Raw genomic sequence first — 17,915 nt, 5'->3', positions numbered from 1 at the left:
CAGTAGTCAATATGCCGCCTTCACTGTCTGATAGAGCGATGAGGCGCGCAGCCATGCGCAGCTCGGGAGGCGGTGATGGGCAGGGGCACGGTCAAGTGGTGCGATGCGGTCAAGGGCATTGGCTTCAGGGCTCTGGATCGCGACGGCAACGCCGGTTTTCATTCAGTCGGCAAGCACTGAACGCAGTGACGCCGCAGCGCCGCAACCACCGCCCAAACCCCGCAAGCGAAAAAAATCACCGGATGCTTGATCCAGCGATCAGCCTCGCCATCGTGCCTGCCGCCTACCACTCATGGCGGCGGGCGTCTACCTGTCAACTTTGACAGTAGCCAAGCGGCGCTTATCACGATTTGATCACCCTGCAGACACTGCGCGCATGTAGTAGACGAGATGCAGGGAGAGCGGTATTGAAGGTGATTACGGGGACTGTCAGCGCCTATCTCTGGACCCGGGGAGAGTGGTTGATCCAGCTGGATTACGGGGCAGAGGAGGTGTTTATCAATTGCCATGATTGGTGTTGTACTGAGCTTTGGGTGGGCAAGCACATGAGGTTCCAATTGGTCCACAGGCCTCAGGGTGTGTATGCGTTGCCGATCAAGGCGCGCAACGATGGTGGTTGTTGAGCATTCTGATCGTTCACACGCTCCGCGTGGGACATCACCCTACTTGTTGGAAATTTCTTCGAGAGTTCTGATCGCACACCAATCCAAATGTGGGAGGGGGCAAGCCCCCTCCCACATTGGGTCCTGCATGGCGTCGTACGGGCTCCAGAGCAAAGTTGGAAGGCTTCTTGCAACACCGCCTTCAGGACGCTTCTCAGCGTCAAAACTTTGCTTCAAGGACACGAGGAATACCGGTGGTAGATCGCTCTCAAATGCTCAGCACGGCCCGTGGCACCCTGACTGACTTGTCGCGGGGCAATCTGGGTGTGCCATTGTTGTTGCTGGTGATGTTGGCAATGATGATGTTGCCAATGCCGCCGTTCCTGCTCGACGTGTTTTTCACCTTCAACATCGCGCTGTCGGTGGTGGTGCTGCTGGTGTGTGTGTATGCCCTGCGGCCGCTGGATTTCGCGGTATTCCCGACCATTCTGCTGGTGGCGACCCTGCTGCGCCTGGCGCTGAACGTGGCGTCCACCCGCGTGGTGATGCTGCACGGCCAGGACGGTCACGCCGCCGCCGGTAAGGTGATCCAGGCCTTCGGTGAAGTGGTGATCGGCGGTAACTACGTGGTCGGTATCGTGGTGTTCGCGATCCTGATGATCATCAACTTCGTGGTGGTGACCAAGGGTGCCGGGCGTATCTCCGAGGTGAGCGCGCGCTTTACCCTGGACGCGATGCCCGGTAAGCAGATGGCCATCGACGCCGACCTCAATGCCGGCCTGATCGACCAGAACCAGGCCAAGTCGCGCCGTGCCGAAGTCGCCCAGGAAGCCGAGTTCTACGGCTCCATGGACGGTGCGAGCAAATTCGTGCGCGGTGACGCCATCGCTGGCCTGCTGATTCTGTTCATCAACCTGATCGGCGGCATGGCCGTGGGTATCTTTCAGCACGGCATGACCTTCGGCGATGCGGGCAAGGTATACGCCCTGCTGACCATTGGTGACGGTTTAGTGGCGCAATTGCCATCACTGTTGTTATCCACAGCTGCAGCCATCATGGTGACCCGTGCTTCGGGCTCCGAAGACATGGGCAAGCAGATCAGCCGGCAGATGTTCGCTTCCCCCAAAGCATTGGCGGTGGCGGCGGGCATCATGGCGATCATGGGCCTCGTGCCGGGCATGCCCCACGTCTCGTTTCTGAGCATGGCGGCCATGGCTGGCGGCGCGGCCTACCTGTTCTGGAAAAAGCAGAATGCGGTCAAGGTCCAGGCCCAGCAGGAAATCGCCCGCCAGCAGGAGCTGCTGCCGTCCCCGGCCCGCGCCCAGGAAACCAAGGAGCTGGGCTGGGATGACGTGACCCCAATCGACATGATTGGCCTGGAAGTCGGCTACCGCCTGATTCCGCTGGTGGACCGCAACCAGGGCGGCCAGTTGCTCGCACGGATCAAGGGGGTGCGCAAGAAGCTGTCCCAGGACCTGGGCTTTCTGATGCCCACCGTGCATATCCGCGACAACCTCGACCTGGCCCCCAGCGCCTACCGCCTGACCCTGATGGGGGTGATCCTGGCCGAAGCGGAGATCTACCCGGACCGCGAACTGGCGATCAACCCAGGCCAGGTGTTCGGCACGCTCAACGGCATCACCGCCAAAGATCCGGCTTTTGGCCTGGAAGCGGTGTGGATCGAAGTCAGCCAGCGCAGCCAGGCGCAGTCGCTCGGTTATACCGTGGTCGACGCCAGTACCGTGGTCGCCACCCACCTCAACCAGATTCTCTACAAGCACTCCCACGAGCTGATCGGCCACGAGGAAGTCCAGCAATTGATGGGTTTGCTGGCCAAAGCCTCGCCGAAACTGGCCGAAGAACTGGTGCCGGGCGTGCTCTCGCTGTCGCAGTTGCTCAAGGTGCTGCAAGCCTTGCTCGCCGAACAGGTGCCGGTCCGGGACATTCGCAGCATTGCCGAGGCCATCGCCAACAATGCCGCCAAGAGTCAAGATACTGCCGCGCTGGTGGCCGCGGTGCGCGTCGGTTTGTCCCGCGCAATCGTGCAAAGCATTGTAGGCGTTGAGTCTGAGCTGCCTGTTATCACCTTGGAGCCAAGGTTGGAACAGATATTGCTCAATAGTATTCAGAAGGCAGGACAAGGCCAGGAAGAGGGCGTTCTGCTGGAGCCAAGCATGGCTGAAAAGCTGCAGCGTTCGTTGATCGAAGCCGCGCAGCGCCAGGAAATGCAGGGCCAGCCAGTGATTCTGCTGGTGGCCGGTCCGGTCCGCGCGATGTTGTCGCGCTTTGGACGCCTGGCAGTACCGAATTTGCACGTGTTGGCTTACCAGGAAATTCCTGACAATAAGCAAGTGACTATCGTCGCGACAGTAGGGCCCAACGGCTGAGGGTAGTGGGTTATGCAAGTGAAGCGTTTTTTCGCCGCCGATATGCGTCAGGCCATGAAGTTGGTCCGCGATGAGCTGGGCGCCGATGCCGCGATTATCGGTAACCGTCGTATTGCCGGCGGTGTCGAGCTGACGGCTGCCCTGGATTACACGCCACAGGCTCTGGCTCCGCGCGTGCCGAACATGGAACTCGAGGACGAGCTGCGCAAGACCGCTTCGCGCATCGTCTCGGCCCAGGCCGAACTGAGCATGCGTGGCGACAGCGATGCCACCACCAATCGCCAGCTGTTCGCCGGCCTGCCCCTGACCGCCGCCGAGCCGCTGGTTGAACCTACCTTTGTCGAACCGCCACGTCCCGCCGCGCCAGCCCCGGCCGCCACGGTCGACCAGCGCGTGTTCGATTCGATGCGCTTTGAACTCAACGGCCTGCGCGAGCTGCTCGAAGTGCAGCTCGGCTCGCTGGCCTGGACTCAACTGCAAGGCAGCAAGCCGCAACAAGCCAACCTGTGGCGTCGCCTGCAACGCATCGGCCTGTCCGGTCCGTTGTCCCGCGACCTGCTGGCGCTGACCGCCGAAGTGCAGGAGCCGCGCCAAGCCTGGCGCATGCTGCTGGCGCACTTGGCGCGGATGATCGCCACTCCGGAAATCGAACCCCTGGAAGAAGGCGGTGTGATCGCCATGGTCGGCCCAGCCGGCATGGGCAAAACCACCACTCTGGCCAAGCTGGCCGCGCGTTATGTGCTCAAGTACGGCGCTGCGAATATCGCGCTGGTGAGCATGGACAGCTACCGCATTGGCGCCCAGGAGCAACTCAAGACCCTGGGCCGCATCCTCAATGTGCCGGTGACCCACGTCGACCCGGGCCAGTCCCTGGCCAACGCCCTCGACCCATTGCTGCGCAAGCGCGTGGTGTTGATCGATACCGCCGGCCTGCAAGCCAGCGACCCGGCCCTGCGCATGCAGCTCGAAAGCCTGGCCGGACGCGGCATCAAGTCAAAAAATTACCTGGTGCTCGCAACCACCAGCCAAAAACAGGTTCTTACCGCTGCCTATCACAGCTACAAACGCTGTGGCCTGGCCGGTTGCATCCTGACTAAACTGGATGAAACCGCCAGCCTGGGCGAAGTGCTGAGCCTGGCAATCAGTCATGAACTACCGGTCGCCTACCTGACCGACGGGCCGCGGATTCCGGATGATTTGCATCTGCCGCGCCGTCATCAGCTGGTCAGCCGTGCTGTCAGTGTGCAAATGCAAGACGAGCCTAGCGAGGAAGCGATGGCCGACATGTTCGCCGACCTTTACCACAACCCGGCAAAGCGGGTGGGGTAAGGCAGGATGAACACCGTGAAATGTACCTACATCGATGGTCTGCAAGCGATACACGCGGCCAAGCCATGTAGCCTGCGTCTAAGCAAGACAAGGTAAAGAAATAAAATGGGCAGCATGCATCCCGTACAGGTGATCGCGGTGACCGGCGGCAAAGGTGGCGTCGGCAAAACTAACGTGTCAGTGAATTTGTCCCTGGCCCTGGCAGAGCTTGGCCGTCGCGTCATGCTGCTGGATGCTGACCTGGGCCTGGCGAACGTGGACGTTCTGCTGGGGCTGACACCCAAACACACGCTTGCCGATGTAATCGAAGGCCGCTGTGAGCTGCGCGATGTGCTGCTCCAGGGCCCCGGTGGCATCCGCATCGTGCCGGCCGCCTCGGGCACCCAGAGCATGGTGCACCTGAGCCCGGCGCAGCATGCCGGCCTGATCCAGGCCTTCAGCGATATCGGCGACAACCTCGACGTGCTGGTGATCGACACCGCCGCCGGGATCGGCGAGTCGGTGGTCAGCTTTGTGCGCGCCGCCCAGGAAGTGCTGCTGGTGGTCTGCGACGAGCCTACCTCGATCACCGACGCCTACGCCCTGATCAAATTGCTTAACCGTGACTACGGCATGAACCGCTTCCGCGTGCTGGCCAACATGGCCCAGAGCCCGCAGGAAGGACGCAACCTGTTCGCCAAGTTGACCAAGGTCACGGATCGCTTCCTCGACGTCGCCTTACAATACGTCGGTGCGGTTCCCTACGACGAGTGTGTGCGCAAGGCCGTGCAAAAGCAGCGTGCGGTCTACGAAGCGTTTCCTCGTTCGAAGTGCGCACTGGCGTTCAAGGCCATTGCCCAGAAGGTCGATACCTGGCCGTTGCCTGCCAACCCTCGGGGGCATCTGGAGTTTTTTGTCGAACGATTGGTGCATCAGACGAGCGCAGGACCGGTGCTATGACATCCAGCGGCTACAACCTTTACAAAAAGTCGGCACGTGACAGCCAGGGCGAGTTGATCGAGCGCTATGCGCCGTTGGTCAAGCGTATTGCCTATCACCTGTTGGCTCGCCTGCCCGCCAGCGTGCAGGTGGAAGACCTGATCCAGGCCGGCATGATCGGCCTGCTCGAAGTGTCGACCAAATACGATGCGAGCAAGGGCGCGAGTTTCGAGACGTATGCGGGTATTCGTATCCGTGGTGCGATGCTCGATGAGGTGCGTAAAGGGGATTGGGCGCCGCGTTCGGTACACCGCAATACGCGAATGGTCAGTGACGCAATTCGCGCAATTGAAGCAAAAACCGGTCGTGACGCTAAAGATCATGAAGTTGCGGCCGAACTCCAATTGAGTCTCGATGATTACTACGGGATTTTGAACGATACCTTGGGCAGCCGCCTGTTCAGTTTCGACGACCTGTTGCAGGACGGCGAACACGAAGGGCTGCACGAGGACGGCGCGAGCGCGCATATGGAACCGTCGCGCGATCTGGAAGATGAACGCTTCCAGGGAGCGCTGGCGGAGGCCATTGCCAATTTGCCGGAGCGCGAGCGCCTGGTGTTGGCGCTGTACTACGACGAAGAGCTGAACCTCAAGGAAATCGGTGAGGTCCTGGGGGTCAGCGAATCGCGTGTCAGCCAGTTGCATAGCCAGTGCGCGGCCCGCTTGCGGGGGCGGTTGGGAGAGTGGCGCGCGCGCTGACAGGCAGTGTGGGGACACTGCAGACGCTACCGCGGGGGTATGAGCCTTCGCGGTTTCGTTGCGTGGTGCCCTGGGCAGTCCTTTTTGTGTAACGCCTGTTGATTGAAGTGGCGCGTCCAGGTGCTGGGCGCGTTTAAGACTGCTTGGAGGTCGAATTTGGACAAGAACATGAAAATCCTCATCGTTGATGACTTCTCAACGATGCGGCGGATCATAAAAAACCTGTTGCGTGACCTTGGGTTCACAAACACGGTCGAGGCGGACGACGGCATTACCGCCATTCCGATCCTCAACAGCGGCAGCATCGACTTTCTGGTAACCGACTGGAACATGCCTGGCATGACCGGTATCGACTTGCTGCGCCACGTGCGTGCCGATGAAAAACTGCGCAGCCTTCCGGTGTTGATGGTGACCGCCGAAGCCAAGCGTGAACAGATCATTGAAGCCGCCCAGGCCGGGGTCAACGGTTACGTGGTCAAGCCATTCACAGCGTTGGCCTTGAAAGAGAAGATCGAAAAAATCTTCGAACGCATCCACGGCTAAAGCCATCGCGGGGGAGCTATGGAGAATAACGAAACGTCACAGGGCGATTTTGAGTCGACCCTGAAAAAACATGCTCACCAGTTGGTCGACAGCCTTGAAAAAGGCCAGTTCGGCGATGCGGTGCAGTTGATCCATGAGCTTAACCAGACCCGTGACCGCGGCCTGTACCAGGAAGTGGGCAAGCTCACGCGTGAGCTGCACAGTGCGATCGTCAATTTCCAGATTGACCCGCGCATGCCCCAGGCCGAAGAAATTTCGCAGATCACCGATGCCACCGAACGCCTGTCCTATGTGGTCAGGCTGACCGAGGCGGCCGCCAACCGCACCATGGACCTGGTGGAAAACGCCACGCCTCTGGTCAACGGCATGGCCAGCGAAGCCCAAGCCTTGAGCGTTGACTGGGGCCGCTTCATGCGCCGTGAAGTGGGGGCTGAAGAGTTCCGTGAGCTGGCCCGCCGGGTTGACGGTTTTCTGTCGCGCAGCGAACAGGAAAACCGCACGGTGGCCAGCAATCTCAACGACATTCTGCTCGCCCAGGATTACCAGGACCTCACCGGTCAGGTGATCAAGCGCGTGACCCAACTGGTCACCGAAGTGGAAAGCAACCTGCTCAAACTGGTGCTCATGGCCGGCCAGGTCGACCGTTTTGCCGGCATCGAACATGACCGCGAAGCGATCCTCTCTGAAAAAGATCCACAAAAACATCTCGCCAAGGGTGAAGGTCCGCAGATTCATGCCGATAAACGTGAAGACGTCGTATCCGGTCAAGATGACGTAGACGATTTGCTGTCCAGTTTAGGCTTCTAAGGAGCACCCACATGAGCTTCGGCGCCGATGAAGAAATCCTTCAGGATTTCCTTGTAGAGGCCGGCGAAATTTTAGAGCAACTGTCCGAACAACTGGTCGAGCTGGAAAGCCGTCCGGATGATGCGAACCTGCTCAATGCAATTTTTCGCGGTTTTCACACTGTAAAAGGGGGCGCCGGCTTCCTCCAGCTCCATGAGCTGGTGGAGTGCTGCCACATCGCCGAGAACGTCTTCGACATCCTGCGCAAGGGTGAGCGTCAGGTTGACTCGGAATTGATGGACGTGATTCTCGAAGCACTCGATGCGGTCAACGGCATGTTCAGCCAGGTGCGTGAACGTGCACCGGTTACCGCCGCCACTCCGGAACTGCTGGCCGCCCTGGCGCGCCTGGCGGAACCCGCCGCCGAAGCACCGGTTGCGCAAGCCGAGCCCGAGCCGGTGGTAGAAGCCGAGCCGGACGTGACCGACAGCGAGTTCGAACAGCTGCTCGATTCGCTCAATGCAGTCAAGGCTCAAGCTGAGGCTCCGGCTGCAGCCGCGCCTGTTGCCGCGCCGACCAGCGAAGACATTACCGACGCGGAATTCGAATCCCTGCTCGATCAGCTGCATGGCAAGGGCCAGTTCGCGGCCGACGCCGTGGCACCGGCCGCTGCACCGCCGGCGCCAGCCGCCAGCGCCAGCACCGATATCACCGACGACGAATTCGAGGCGCTGCTTGACCAACTGCATGGCAAAGGGACGTTCGTCGCCGAAGCCCTGCCGAACGTTGCGGCCACCGCAGCCGCTCCAGCCGCCAAGTCTGAACCGGCCGCTGATGGACTGATCTCCGACAACGAGTTCGAAGCGTTGCTCGACGAGCTGCACGGCAAAGGCAAGTTCACCGAAGTGGCCCCTGCCGCTGCCACTGCCGCCGCAGCGGTGGCTACGCCCGCACCGGTTGCCGCCAAAGCCGCCGCGCCAGTCGCCAAGCCTGCTCCGGCTCCGGCCGCCGCCCCCGCCCCGGCGCGTGCCGCCGCTGCGCCGGTTGCCGACAAACCTGCCAGTGAAGCCGAAACCACCGTGCGCGTGGACACTGCGCGCCTGGACGACATCATGAACATGGTCGGCGAACTGGTACTGGTGCGTAACCGCCTGGTGCGCCTGGGCCTGAACAGTGGCGACGAGGCCATGCAGAAGGCCGTGTCGAACCTGGACGTGGTCACCGCCGACCTGCAGACCGCCGTGATGAAAACGCGCATGCAGCCGATCAAGAAGGTCTTCGGCCGTTTCCCGCGTCTGGTGCGCGACCTGGCGCGTCAGCTCAAGAAAGAAATCAATCTGGAACTGGTCGGCGAAGAAACCGACCTCGACAAGAACCTCGTCGAGGCCCTGGCCGACCCGCTGGTCCACTTGGTGCGCAACGCCGTCGACCATGGCGTGGAAACCCCGGAAGAACGCGAAGCCTCGGGCAAGTCACGGGGTGGCAAGGTGATCCTGGCGGCCGAGCAAGAGGGCGACCATATCCTGCTGTCGATCACCGATGACGGCAAAGGCATGGACCCGACCATCTTGCGCAATATCGCGGTCAAGCGCGGCGTGATGGACAAGGACGCCGCCGACCGCCTCACCGACACCGAGTGCTACAACCTGATCTTCGCCCCCGGCTTCTCGACCAAGACCGAGATTTCCGACGTGTCCGGCCGTGGCGTCGGCATGGACGTGGTGAAGACCAAGATCAGCCAGCTCAACGGCTCGATCAACATCTACTCGACCAAGGGCCAAGGCTCGAAGATCGTCATCAAGGTGCCGTTGACCCTGGCGATCATGCCGACCCTGATGGTGATGCTGGGCAACCAGGCCTTCGCTTTCCCGCTGGTCAACGTCAACGAGATTTTCCACCTCGACCTGTCGCGCACCAATGTGGTGGACGGCCAGGAAGTGGTGATCGTGCGCGACAAGGCCTTGCCGCTGTTCTACCTCAAGCGCTGGCTGGTGGCATCGGCCAAGCATGAAGAGCAGCGCGAAGGCCATGTGGTGATTCTGTCGGTGGGCACCCAGCGCATCGGCTTTGTGGTCGACCAATTGGTGGGCCAGGAAGAAGTGGTCATCAAGCCGCTGGGCAAAATGCTGCAGGGAACCCCGGGCATGTCGGGCGCCACCATCACCGGTGACGGCCGCATCGCGCTGATTCTTGATGTTCCGAGCATGCTCAAGCGTTACGCCGCACGGCGTATTTGATTCTGGCGGGGCAGGGCGGTAGCGCCCGCCCCGTCTAACGGAGTGTTTATGGCAGTCAAGGTCCTGGTGGTGGACGATTCGGGTTTCTTCCGCCGCCGCGTCTCGGAGATTCTTTCCGCCGATCCAACGATCCAGGTAGTCGGCACGGCCACCAACGGCAAAGAGGCGATCGATCAAGCCATTGCGTTGAAGCCGGACGTGATCACCATGGACTACGAAATGCCGATGATGGATGGCATCACGGCCGTGCGTCATATCATGCAGCGCTGCCCCACACCGGTGTTGATGTTCTCCTCGCTGACCCACGAAGGCGCCCGGGTCACCCTGGATGCGCTGGATGCCGGCGCGGTGGATTTTTTGCCGAAGAATTTCGAAGACATCTCGCGCAACCCCGAGAAGGTCAAGCAGATGCTGTGCGAGAAGGTGCACAGCATTTCGCGCAGTAACCGGCGCAGCCTGTTCAGCGCCCCCGCGCCGACACCTGCACCCGTGCCCGCGCCCGCCGCTGCGCCGACCTCGTCGTTCAGCCGCCCCGCACCCGCGCCGGTCACACGGCCTGCGCCCGCTGCGCCCACCCGCGCAGCTGCCCCGAGCGCCCACTCGCCCGCGCCCAAGCGTAAGGCCTACAAGCTGGTGGCAATCGGTACGTCCACGGGCGGGCCGGTGGCCTTGCAGCGTGTATTGACCCAGTTGCCAGCCAACTTCCCGGCGCCGATCGTGCTGGTGCAACACATGCCCGCCGCCTTCACCAAGGCTTTCGCCGAGCGCCTGGACAAGCTGTGTCGCATCAGCGTCAAGGAAGCCGAGGACGGCGACATCCTGCGCCCTGGCCTGGCGCTGCTGGCTCCGGGTGGCAAGCAGATGATGGTGGACGGGCGTGGCGCGATCAAAATCCTGCCGGGTGACGAGCGTCTCAACTACAAGCCGTGCGTGGACATCACCTTCGGTTCGGCGGCCAAGTCCTACGGCGACAAAGTTCTGGCGGTGGTGCTCACCGGCATGGGCGCCGACGGCCGTGAAGGCGCGCGCCTGCTCAAGCAGGGCGGCAGCGCCGTCTGGGCCCAGGACGAAGCCAGTTGCGTGATCTATGGCATGCCGATGGCCATCGTCAAGGCTGACCTGGCCGATGCGGTCTACAGCCTGGACGACATTGGCAAGCATCTGGTGGAGGCCTGTCTCTGATGGATGTCTTGAGCCTGATCGGCATCACCCTGGCGTTTGTCGCCATCATCGGCGGCAACTACCTCGAAGGCGGCCACCTGGGCGCCTTGGCCAACGGCCCGGCGGCGCTGATCGTGATCGGTGGCACCGTGGGCGCGGCGTTGTTGCAGTCGCCGATGAGTTCGTTCAAGCGCGCCATGCAGATTCTGGTCTGGATCATTTTTCCGCCACGGGTCGACTTGCCAGGTGGCATCGACCGCGTGGTCAACTGGAGTCTGACTGCGCGCAAGGAAGGCTTGCTGGGCCTGGAAGGCGTGGCCGATGCCGAGCCCGACAGCTACGCCCGCAAGGGCTTGCAGCTGCTGGTGGATGGCGCCGAGCCGGAAGCGATCCGCAGCATTCTGGAGGTGGATTTCTACACCCAGGAAAGCCGTGATATCAACGCCGCCAAAGTGTTTGAAAGCATGGGCGGCTACGCACCGACCATTGGCATCATCGGTGCGGTGATGGGCCTGATCCACGTGATGGGTAACCTGGCCGACCCTTCGCAGCTGGGCAGCGGCATTGCCGTGGCGTTTGTCGCCACCATCTATGGTGTGGCGAGCGCCAACCTGGTGTTGCTGCCGGTGGCGAGCAAGCTCAAGTCGATTGCCATGCGCCAGTCCCGTTACCGCGAAATGCTGCTCGAAGGCCTGCTGTCGATTGCCGAGGGCGAAAACCCGCGCTCCATCGAACTGAAGCTCCAGGGCTTCATGGATTGATGGGCATGAACCCTGTAGGAGCGAGCTTGCTCGCGAGAATCGTCAACGATAACGCGTGCATCCTGGATGAGTGCGTCGGCCTCGCGTTTTTCGCGAGCAAGCTCGCTCCTACAGTGGGGTTGGTTTGTGGAGGGGAGTGCCTGTGAGTCGTCGCCGTCGCGAGCCTGAAGAACACGTCAACCATGAACGCTGGCTGGTGTCCTACGCGGACTTCATCACCTTGCTGTTTGCGTTTTTCGTGGTGATGTACTCGATCTCGTCGGTCAACGAAGGCAAGTACAAGATCATTTCCCAGGCGTTGGTGGGCGTGTTCAACGATACCGAGCGCGCGCTCAAGCCGATCCCTATTGGCGAAGAACGGCCCAAGACCGTGACCCCAGCCAAGCCGCTGGTCAACGACAGCGATGAAACCGCTGCCGGCGTCGGTGGCACCAGCGACCCGCTCAAAAGCATCGCCGACGATATCAGCGCCGCGTTTGGCGACCTGATCCGTTCCAACCAGATGACCGTGCGTGGCAATGAGTTGTGGGTGGAGATCGAGCTTAACTCCAGCCTGTTGTTCGCCAGCGCCGATGCGCTGCCCAGCGACCAGGCGTTCACCATCATCGACAAGGTGGCGGCGATTCTCAAACCGTTTGAGAACCCTGTCCATGTCGAAGGCTTTACCGACAATTTTCCGATCGCCACCGCGCAGTACCCGACCAACTGGGAACTGTCCTCGGCCCGTGCGTCAAGCATCGTGCGCATGCTCGCGATGCAGGGCGTGAACCCCCAGCGCCTGGCGTCGGTGGGCTACGGTGAGTTCCAGCCGGTGGCCAATAACGCCACGGTCGAAGGCCGTGCGCGCAACCGGCGGGTGGTGCTGGTGGTGTCGCGCAACCTGGATGTACGCCGCAGCTTGACCGGCACCGGCACGGCGAATGCAACACCGGATGCGGCGTTGAGGCGCGCTGGCACACAAACTGCACCGGCCCCTGCAAAGCCGTCGGTGCGGGCAAGCTCCGTCAATTCTCCGTCACCGGCTCAATAACCTATGCAATGTCTCGGTCGCGTTTGTGCCCACCGGGAGGAATCAACCGAATGAGAGTCTGGGCAGTAGCCAATCAAAAGGGTGGAGTCGGCAAGACCACCACGTCCATCGCTTTAGCCGGCTTGCTGGCCGAGGCGGGCAAGCGCGTGGTTGTGGTCGACCTGGACCCCCACGGCTCCATGACCAGCTATTTCGGCTACGACCCGGATGCGCTGGAACACAGTTGCTACGACCTGTTCCTGCATCAGGGCAGCGTGCCGAGCGATTTGCCTGGGCAACTGCTGCTGCCCACCAGCAGCGAAAGTATTTCGCTGTTGCCGTCCAGCACCGCGCTGGCCACCCTGGAGCGCCAGTCGCCGGGCCAGAGCGGCCTGGGCCTGGTGATCGCCAAGACCCTGGCGCAACTGTGGCAGGACTTCGACTACGCAATCATCGACAGCCCGCCGTTGCTGGGCGTGCTGATGGTCAACGCGTTGGCGGCCAGCCAGCAGTTGGTGATCCCGGTACAGACCGAGCACCTGGCCGTCAAAGGCCTGGAGCGCATGGTCAGCACCCTGGCGATGATCAACCGTTCGCGCAAGCAGGCGCTGCCGTTCAGCATCGTGCCGACCTTGTTCGACCGCCGTACCCAGGCGTCCCTGGGCACCCTGCGCGTACTGCGCGATGCCTACCCGGACACCATCTGGAATGGCTACATCCCGGTGGACACGCGCCTGCGTGACGCCAGCCGCGCCGGGCTCACGCCGTCGCAATTCGACGGCAAGAGCCGCGGGGTGCTGGCGTATCGGGCATTGCTCAAACACCTGCTGTCCCAGCAGCTCGTGGCGCAGGTGGCGTGATGAACCGTCCCCTGGAATTCAAGACCCGGACGCAACTGGCGCTGGAATCCTACCTGGATGCCTTGCTGCAGGATGCGACTGCCGAAGAGTTGCCTGAACCGATCCTGCTATTGGAGCCCGTCGTCGAGCCCCAAACTTCGCTGGATGAGTTCCAGCTGGCGGTGCTCGAAGAGCAGGCCCGCGATGCGCATGTCGAGGCGGCGCCCGTGGTGGTGCCCGTAGTCGTGCCGATAACGCCTGACGTCGTGGTGCCGGTGCCGAGGGTGATTGAGCCGATTGTGCAAGTGCACCTGCCGCCGAGTATCACGCCGCCGCCGGTGAGCGGCGATGGTCGCCCGTCGTGGGCCGCCGAGCCGTTCGAGTGCCTGTTGTTCGACGTCGCCGGGTTGACCCTGGCGGTGCCGCTGGTGTGCCTGGGCTCGATCTATTCCCTGGAAGGCCAGGAGTTGACGCCGCTGTTCGGGCAACCGGAATGGTTCCTCGGCATCCTGCCCAGCCAGGCTGGCAACCTCAAGGTGCTGGACACTGCGCGCTGGGTAATGCCCGACCGCTACCGCGACGACTTCCGCCAGGGCCTGCAGTACGTCATTTCCGTGCAGGGCTACGAGTGGGGTCTGGCGGTGCATCAAGTCAGCCGCTCGTTGCGTCTGGACCCGAACGAAATCAAATGGCGCAGCCAGCGCGGCCAACGGCCGTGGCTGGCGGGCACCGTGATTGAACACATGTGCGCATTGCTCGACGTCGCCGAGCTGGCCGAGTTGATCGCCAGTGGCGCAGTCAAGACGATGGCGCAAAACAAACGCAGTTGATTGAACAATAAAGGTCGTGCGGTTGCGCGGCCCACTAGCACACACGCCGTCGATTAGCGGCATTTGAAGGGGTCACAAGCATGAACAAGTCAGCGTCCGCACAAGGTTTGGATGATCCGATCCTGCAATGGGTTACCTTCAAACTGGACAACGAAACCTATGGCATCAATGTGATGCGTGTGCAGGAAGTACTGCGTTATACCGAAATTGCGCCAGTGCCGGGGGCGCCAAGCTACGTGCTGGGCATCATCAACCTGCGCGGCAACGTGGTGACGGTGATCGACACCCGCCAGCGCTTTGGCCTGAGCGCGGTCGAAGTCAGCGACAACACGCGCATCGTCATCATCGAAGCCGACAAGCAAGTGGTCGGGATCATGGTCGACAGCGTGGCGGAAGTGGTCTACCTGCGTCAGTCGGAAGTGGAAACCGCGCCGAACGTGGGCAACGAGGAATCCGCCAAGTTTATCCAGGGCGTGTGCAACAAGAACAGCGGAGTTGTTGATTCTGGTTGAGCTGGACAAAATGATGAGCGAAGAAGAGTGGTCGGAACTGGAGAGCATCTGATTTGTTCCTTGAGGCGGCGGTGATTGTCCTGGCCCTGTTGTGGGCTGGGACTTTGGCGTTCGTGCTGCGCTATATGCGCCAGCAGCGGGAGTTGCTCTTGCAACAGGCCGAGCGCGATGCGGTGCGTGATCGGCGCCTGCTTGAGCTGGTCAAGCGGGTCGACCATTTCCAGCAAAGCGCCGTGCGGGTCGGGGATGAAGTGCATGAACTGCGCGCCATTCTTGCGCCGTTGCCGGACAAGCTGGTGCAGTTGGAACAGCGTGATCCTTCGAATCTGTCGTTCGCTCAGGCCGCGAGGCTGGTGGGCATGGGCGCGACGGTGGATGAGCTGACCCAGTCCTGCGGCTTGACCCAGGCTGAAGCGCAGTTGATGAGTAAGTTGCACAAGAGCTGATTAGCGCCTGGCGCAATGTGGGAGGGGGCTTGCTCCCGATGACGGTGTATCAGTCAGCTTGTTTATAGCTGACCCACCGCTATCGGGGGCAAGCCCCCTCCCACATTTTGATTTGCGTACATCAGTCAATTTTCGCCCGTCACAGACTTTTCTCCTTGCCCTAAGGTCCACATCCTGCAAGCACCTTCGACCCAGGAGATTTCCCGATGACCAGCCCCAAAGCCCTGTTGATCCTCCACGGCAAACAAGCCCTCAACGAGGACGTGCGTGCTGCCGTGACGGCGCGGCGTGAGCAGGGGTGGGAGTTGGCGGTACGGGTCACCTGGGAAGGCGGTGATGCCCAGCGTCTGGTCAATGAAGCCCTGGCCGACGGTTACACCCACATCATTGCCGGTGGCGGCGATGGCACCTTGCGCGATGTGGCCGAAGCCATGGCCCAGGCCAGCACCGACGCCAGCCTGGTGCTGATGCCCCTGGGCACCGCCAATGACTTCGCCAAGGCTGCCGGCGTGCCGTTGGAACCGGCCGGTGCCCTGGCGTTGCTCGACGTCGAGCCACGCGCAATCGACCTTGGTCAGGTCGGCGGGCAGATCTTCTTGAACATGGCCACCGGCGGTTTCGGCAGCCAGGTTACCGCCAACACCTCCGAAGACTTGAAGAAAATCCTCGGCGGCGCCGCCTACCTGTTCACCGGTTTGTCGCGTTTCAGTGAGTTGAAGGCCGCCTACGGTGAGCTCGAAGGCCCGGATTTCCATTGGAAAGGCGAGCTGCTCGCCTTGGGTATCGGCAACGGGCGCCAGGCCGGGGGCGGGCATGTGCTGTGCCCTGGCGCGCTGGCCGATGACGGGCTGCTGGACATCAGCATCCTGCCAGCACCTCAGGAAGTGGTCGGCACCTTGCGCGAATTGATGAGCAACGGCTGGGGCCTGGACACCATGTTCGTCCGCGCGCGCCTGCCGTGGGTCAATATCAAGGTCGCGCAAGGCTTGTACATCAATCTCGATGGCGAGCCGCTGGAAGGTGACGACCTGCATTTCGAAGCCTTGCCCAAGGCCCTGCGCGTGCACCTGCCGCTGGGTTCGCCCCTAGTCGTCCAGGCTGATGATCTGCTCGCGCACCGCGAATAGCACCAGGCCTGCCACGTCGAAAATCTGCAGGCGCTTCATGATTTGCGAGCGATGCGCTTCCACGGTCTTGATGCTCAAGCCCAGGCCGTGGGCGATTTCCCGGGTGGACTTGCCACGCACGATCAAGCGCAGGATTTCCAACTGGCGCGCCGTCAGGTTGTGGCTGTGGGGAGCGGACGAGGCAGGGCCGTGAGCACGGATCAGCGCCTGGTTGATCACGGTATGGGCGATGGCCGGGCTCAGGTAGCGCTCGTTGTTGCGCAAGGCCCGCAGGGCGTGTTCCAACTCGCTGGCGGTCATGTCCTTGAGCAGGTAGCCATGGGCCCCCGATTCCAGCGCGCGCATGATCAGCTCGGGGTCGGTGTGCATGGACAAGATCAGCACTTTACTCTTGGGGTAGGCCCCCTTGAGTTGTTGCAAGGCATCCAGGCCACCGGTGTGCTTCATCGACAGGTCCAACAGCACGATATCCGGCTGCAGGGCGCGAAATTGCTCCAGCAGTTGCGCACCATCGCTGGCTTCGCCGATGACGTCGTAGCCGGGGATATCCAGGATCAACGCCCTTACGCCGGCGCGAATCAGCGCGTGGTCATCCACCAGAAGTAAACTGCAGGTCACGCGACACCCTTAGGCGCTCGGGCCCGTTCGAGGGCACGGGGCGCCCAGGGGAAAAGTGCCTCGATCCGCGTGCCCTCACCTGGCTGGCTGCTGACGGACAGCGTGCCGCCCAATTGGTCTATCCGCTCAGCCATGCCGGCCATGCCGCGTTGGCCTGCAAGGCCCGGATCGAGGGCGGGCGAAAAGCCCAGGCCGTCGTCGCAGATCATCAGCGACAAACCTTCGGGCAGGCGCTGCAGGCGCACCAGCAGGTTGCGAGCCTGGGCGTGACGAAGCATGTTGGTCACCGCTTCCTGAGTGATGCGAAATGCCGCCACGGCCATTTCTTCCGGAAGGGCGGCCAGGCGTTGCTGGCACTCCAGGCTCCAGCGCACCGGGGTGTTTTCCAGGGTCTTGAGCAGGTGCGCGCGCAAGCTGGCCTCCAGGCCCAGGCTGGCCAGCTGGCGCGGGTGGAGAATGGCGGACACGTCGCGCACTTTGGCCAGGGTTTCGTTGAGGGTGTTGCACAGCGCCGTGCAGGGGGCTTGCAGCTCAGGCGGCAGGCGACGCTGCAGCCATTCGCTTTGCAGCTTGGCGGCAGTCAGCAGTTGGCCGATGTCGTCATGCAGCTCGCGACTGAGGCGATGGCGTTCGTTTTCCTGGACCTGCAACAGGCGATCGGCCAATTCCTGGGGCTGCAGCTTGATGGCTTTGCGCGAACGCCATTGGTGCAGGCACACCACCGCCAGCGTGGCCAGGTTGAGCAGCAGCATCAGCAGTGACCAGGGAGACGCGTGCATGTAGGCCCACACGCTGGCAGACAACGAACACAGGCACAGCACGAGGACGATGCGGCGTGCGCTGCCGCGCGACACAGACCTTGTGAACAGTGGCTTGAGGTTGGCGTACATAGCGGATGGAGCCACTGAGGGTTCGCTGCGAGGAGACCGGTTGGCCGGGCTCTGTTTGGAATGCACTGCCGAATCGTTTCTGGACATGATGAAGTTGTGTCACTTCGAGGGGAGGCATAGTACCACCCCTGTTACCGCTGGTCGCCTGATTGGTTACGGCCC

The 17,915-nt window shown here is 62.0% G+C and carries 16 protein-coding genes and 1 pseudogene; 15 read left to right on the top strand and 2 right to left on the bottom strand.

Going from position 1 to position 17,915, the window contains the following annotated elements; all coding sequences use genetic code 11:
- The first annotated feature begins 874 nt into the window (after positions 1-874).
- From flhA to yegS, 15 genes and pseudogenes are all read left to right on the top strand, one after another.
- Positions 875-2,989 (top strand): flagellar biosynthesis protein FlhA, encoded by a 2,115-nt coding sequence (gene flhA, locus QF045_RS21850; protein ID WP_306494938.1) that lies wholly within the window; start codon positions 875-877, stop codon positions 2,987-2,989.
- A gap of 12 nt (positions 2,990-3,001) precedes the next feature.
- Positions 3,002-4,318 (top strand): flagellar biosynthesis protein FlhF, encoded by a 1,317-nt coding sequence (gene flhF, locus QF045_RS21845; protein WP_306493987.1) that lies wholly within the window; start codon positions 3,002-3,004, stop codon positions 4,316-4,318.
- A 105-nt stretch (positions 4,319-4,423) separates the two neighbouring features.
- A complete protein-coding gene (fleN, locus tag QF045_RS21840) occupies positions 4,424-5,257 on the top strand; it encodes a flagellar synthesis regulator FleN (RefSeq protein WP_003192912.1) in 834 nt (277 codons plus the stop codon).
- Positions 5,254-5,994, top strand: coding sequence for an RNA polymerase sigma factor FliA (fliA, locus tag QF045_RS21835; protein WP_124359259.1), 741 nt, complete (start codon positions 5,254-5,256; stop codon positions 5,992-5,994). Before fleN ends, fliA begins: the two co-directional genes overlap by 4 nt.
- A 168-nt stretch (positions 5,995-6,162) precedes the next feature.
- Positions 6,163-6,537, top strand: a complete 375-nt coding sequence (locus QF045_RS21830; RefSeq protein WP_015885173.1) for a chemotaxis response regulator CheY — start codon at positions 6,163-6,165, stop codon at positions 6,535-6,537.
- A gap of 18 nt (positions 6,538-6,555) precedes the next feature.
- Positions 6,556-7,344: a protein phosphatase CheZ gene (locus QF045_RS21825; RefSeq protein WP_306493986.1), complete on the top strand. Its 789-nt coding sequence runs from the start codon at positions 6,556-6,558 to the stop codon at positions 7,342-7,344.
- A gap of 11 nt (positions 7,345-7,355) precedes the next feature.
- Positions 7,356-9,560 (top strand): chemotaxis protein CheA, encoded by a 2,205-nt coding sequence (locus tag QF045_RS21820; protein ID WP_306493985.1) that lies wholly within the window; start codon positions 7,356-7,358, stop codon positions 9,558-9,560.
- Positions 9,561-9,608: 48 nt separating this feature from the next.
- Positions 9,609-10,742: a chemotaxis response regulator protein-glutamate methylesterase gene (locus QF045_RS21815; protein ID WP_306493984.1), complete on the top strand. Its 1,134-nt coding sequence runs from the start codon at positions 9,609-9,611 to the stop codon at positions 10,740-10,742.
- The gene (locus QF045_RS21810; RefSeq protein ID WP_306493983.1) at positions 10,742-11,482 is read left to right on the top strand and encodes a flagellar motor protein; all 741 of its coding nucleotides are present in this window, start codon (positions 10,742-10,744) and stop codon (positions 11,480-11,482) included. Before QF045_RS21815 ends, QF045_RS21810 begins: the two co-directional genes overlap by 1 nt.
- A 142-nt stretch (positions 11,483-11,624) precedes the next feature.
- Positions 11,625-12,512: a flagellar motor protein MotD gene (motD, locus tag QF045_RS21805; protein WP_306493982.1), complete on the top strand. Its 888-nt coding sequence runs from the start codon at positions 11,625-11,627 to the stop codon at positions 12,510-12,512.
- 50 nt (positions 12,513-12,562) lie between these two features.
- On the top strand, positions 12,563-13,351 hold the full coding sequence (locus QF045_RS21800; protein ID WP_306493981.1) for a ParA family protein: 789 nt from the start codon (positions 12,563-12,565) through the stop codon (positions 13,349-13,351).
- Entirely contained in the window at positions 13,351-14,160 is an 810-nt protein-coding gene (locus tag QF045_RS21795; protein ID WP_306493980.1) for a CheW domain-containing protein, read from the top strand. Before QF045_RS21800 ends, QF045_RS21795 begins: the two co-directional genes overlap by 1 nt.
- Before the next feature lie 80 nt (positions 14,161-14,240).
- Positions 14,241-14,724, top strand: a pseudogene (locus QF045_RS21790) (chemotaxis protein CheW).
- Position 14,725: 1 nt separating this feature from the next.
- A complete protein-coding gene (locus QF045_RS21785) occupies positions 14,726-15,118 on the top strand; it encodes a DUF2802 domain-containing protein (RefSeq protein ID WP_306493979.1) in 393 nt (130 codons plus the stop codon).
- Positions 15,119-15,324: 206 nt separating this feature from the next.
- Positions 15,325-16,245: a lipid kinase YegS gene (gene yegS / locus QF045_RS21780; RefSeq protein WP_306493978.1), complete on the top strand. Its 921-nt coding sequence runs from the start codon at positions 15,325-15,327 to the stop codon at positions 16,243-16,245.
- Here the strand turns inward: yegS and QF045_RS21775 are convergent.
- Complete coding sequence (locus QF045_RS21775) at positions 16,204-16,863, bottom strand: response regulator transcription factor (protein WP_306493977.1); 660 nt, start codon at positions 16,861-16,863, stop codon at positions 16,204-16,206. The genes yegS and QF045_RS21775 overlap by 42 nt on opposite strands.
- A complete protein-coding gene (locus tag QF045_RS21770) occupies positions 16,860-17,753 on the bottom strand; it encodes a sensor histidine kinase (RefSeq protein WP_306494937.1) in 894 nt (297 codons plus the stop codon). The genes QF045_RS21775 and QF045_RS21770 overlap by 4 nt, the downstream gene beginning before the upstream one ends.
- Positions 17,754-17,915: the final 162 nt, after the last annotated feature.

The sequence above is a fragment of the Pseudomonas sp. W4I3 genome (assembly GCF_030816195.1).
Classification (GTDB): Bacteria; Pseudomonadota; Gammaproteobacteria; order Pseudomonadales; family Pseudomonadaceae; genus Aquipseudomonas.
This window is presented reverse-complemented; position numbering and strand designations above follow the sequence as displayed.

Coding starts and splice junctions, on each gene's coding strand:
- flhA (WP_306494938.1), top strand. CDS start 875: ATGCTCAGCACGGCCCGTGGCACCCTGACTGACTTGTCGCGGGGCAAT.
- flhF (WP_306493987.1), top strand. CDS start 3,002: ATGCAAGTGAAGCGTTTTTTCGCCGCCGATATGCGTCAGGCCATGAAG.
- fleN (WP_003192912.1), top strand. CDS start 4,424: ATGGGCAGCATGCATCCCGTACAGGTGATCGCGGTGACCGGCGGCAAA.
- fliA (WP_124359259.1), top strand. CDS start 5,254: ATGACATCCAGCGGCTACAACCTTTACAAAAAGTCGGCACGTGACAGC.
- QF045_RS21830 (WP_015885173.1), top strand. CDS start 6,163: ATGAAAATCCTCATCGTTGATGACTTCTCAACGATGCGGCGGATCATA.
- QF045_RS21825 (WP_306493986.1), top strand. CDS start 6,556: ATGGAGAATAACGAAACGTCACAGGGCGATTTTGAGTCGACCCTGAAA.
- QF045_RS21820 (WP_306493985.1), top strand. CDS start 7,356: ATGAGCTTCGGCGCCGATGAAGAAATCCTTCAGGATTTCCTTGTAGAG.
- QF045_RS21815 (WP_306493984.1), top strand. CDS start 9,609: ATGGCAGTCAAGGTCCTGGTGGTGGACGATTCGGGTTTCTTCCGCCGC.
- QF045_RS21810 (WP_306493983.1), top strand. CDS start 10,742: ATGGATGTCTTGAGCCTGATCGGCATCACCCTGGCGTTTGTCGCCATC.
- QF045_RS21800 (WP_306493981.1), top strand. CDS start 12,563: ATGAGAGTCTGGGCAGTAGCCAATCAAAAGGGTGGAGTCGGCAAGACC.
- QF045_RS21795 (WP_306493980.1), top strand. CDS start 13,351: ATGAACCGTCCCCTGGAATTCAAGACCCGGACGCAACTGGCGCTGGAA.
- yegS (WP_306493978.1), top strand. CDS start 15,325: ATGACCAGCCCCAAAGCCCTGTTGATCCTCCACGGCAAACAAGCCCTC.
- QF045_RS21770 (WP_306494937.1), bottom strand. CDS start 17,753: ATGTACGCCAACCTCAAGCCACTGTTCACAAGGTCTGTGTCGCGCGGC.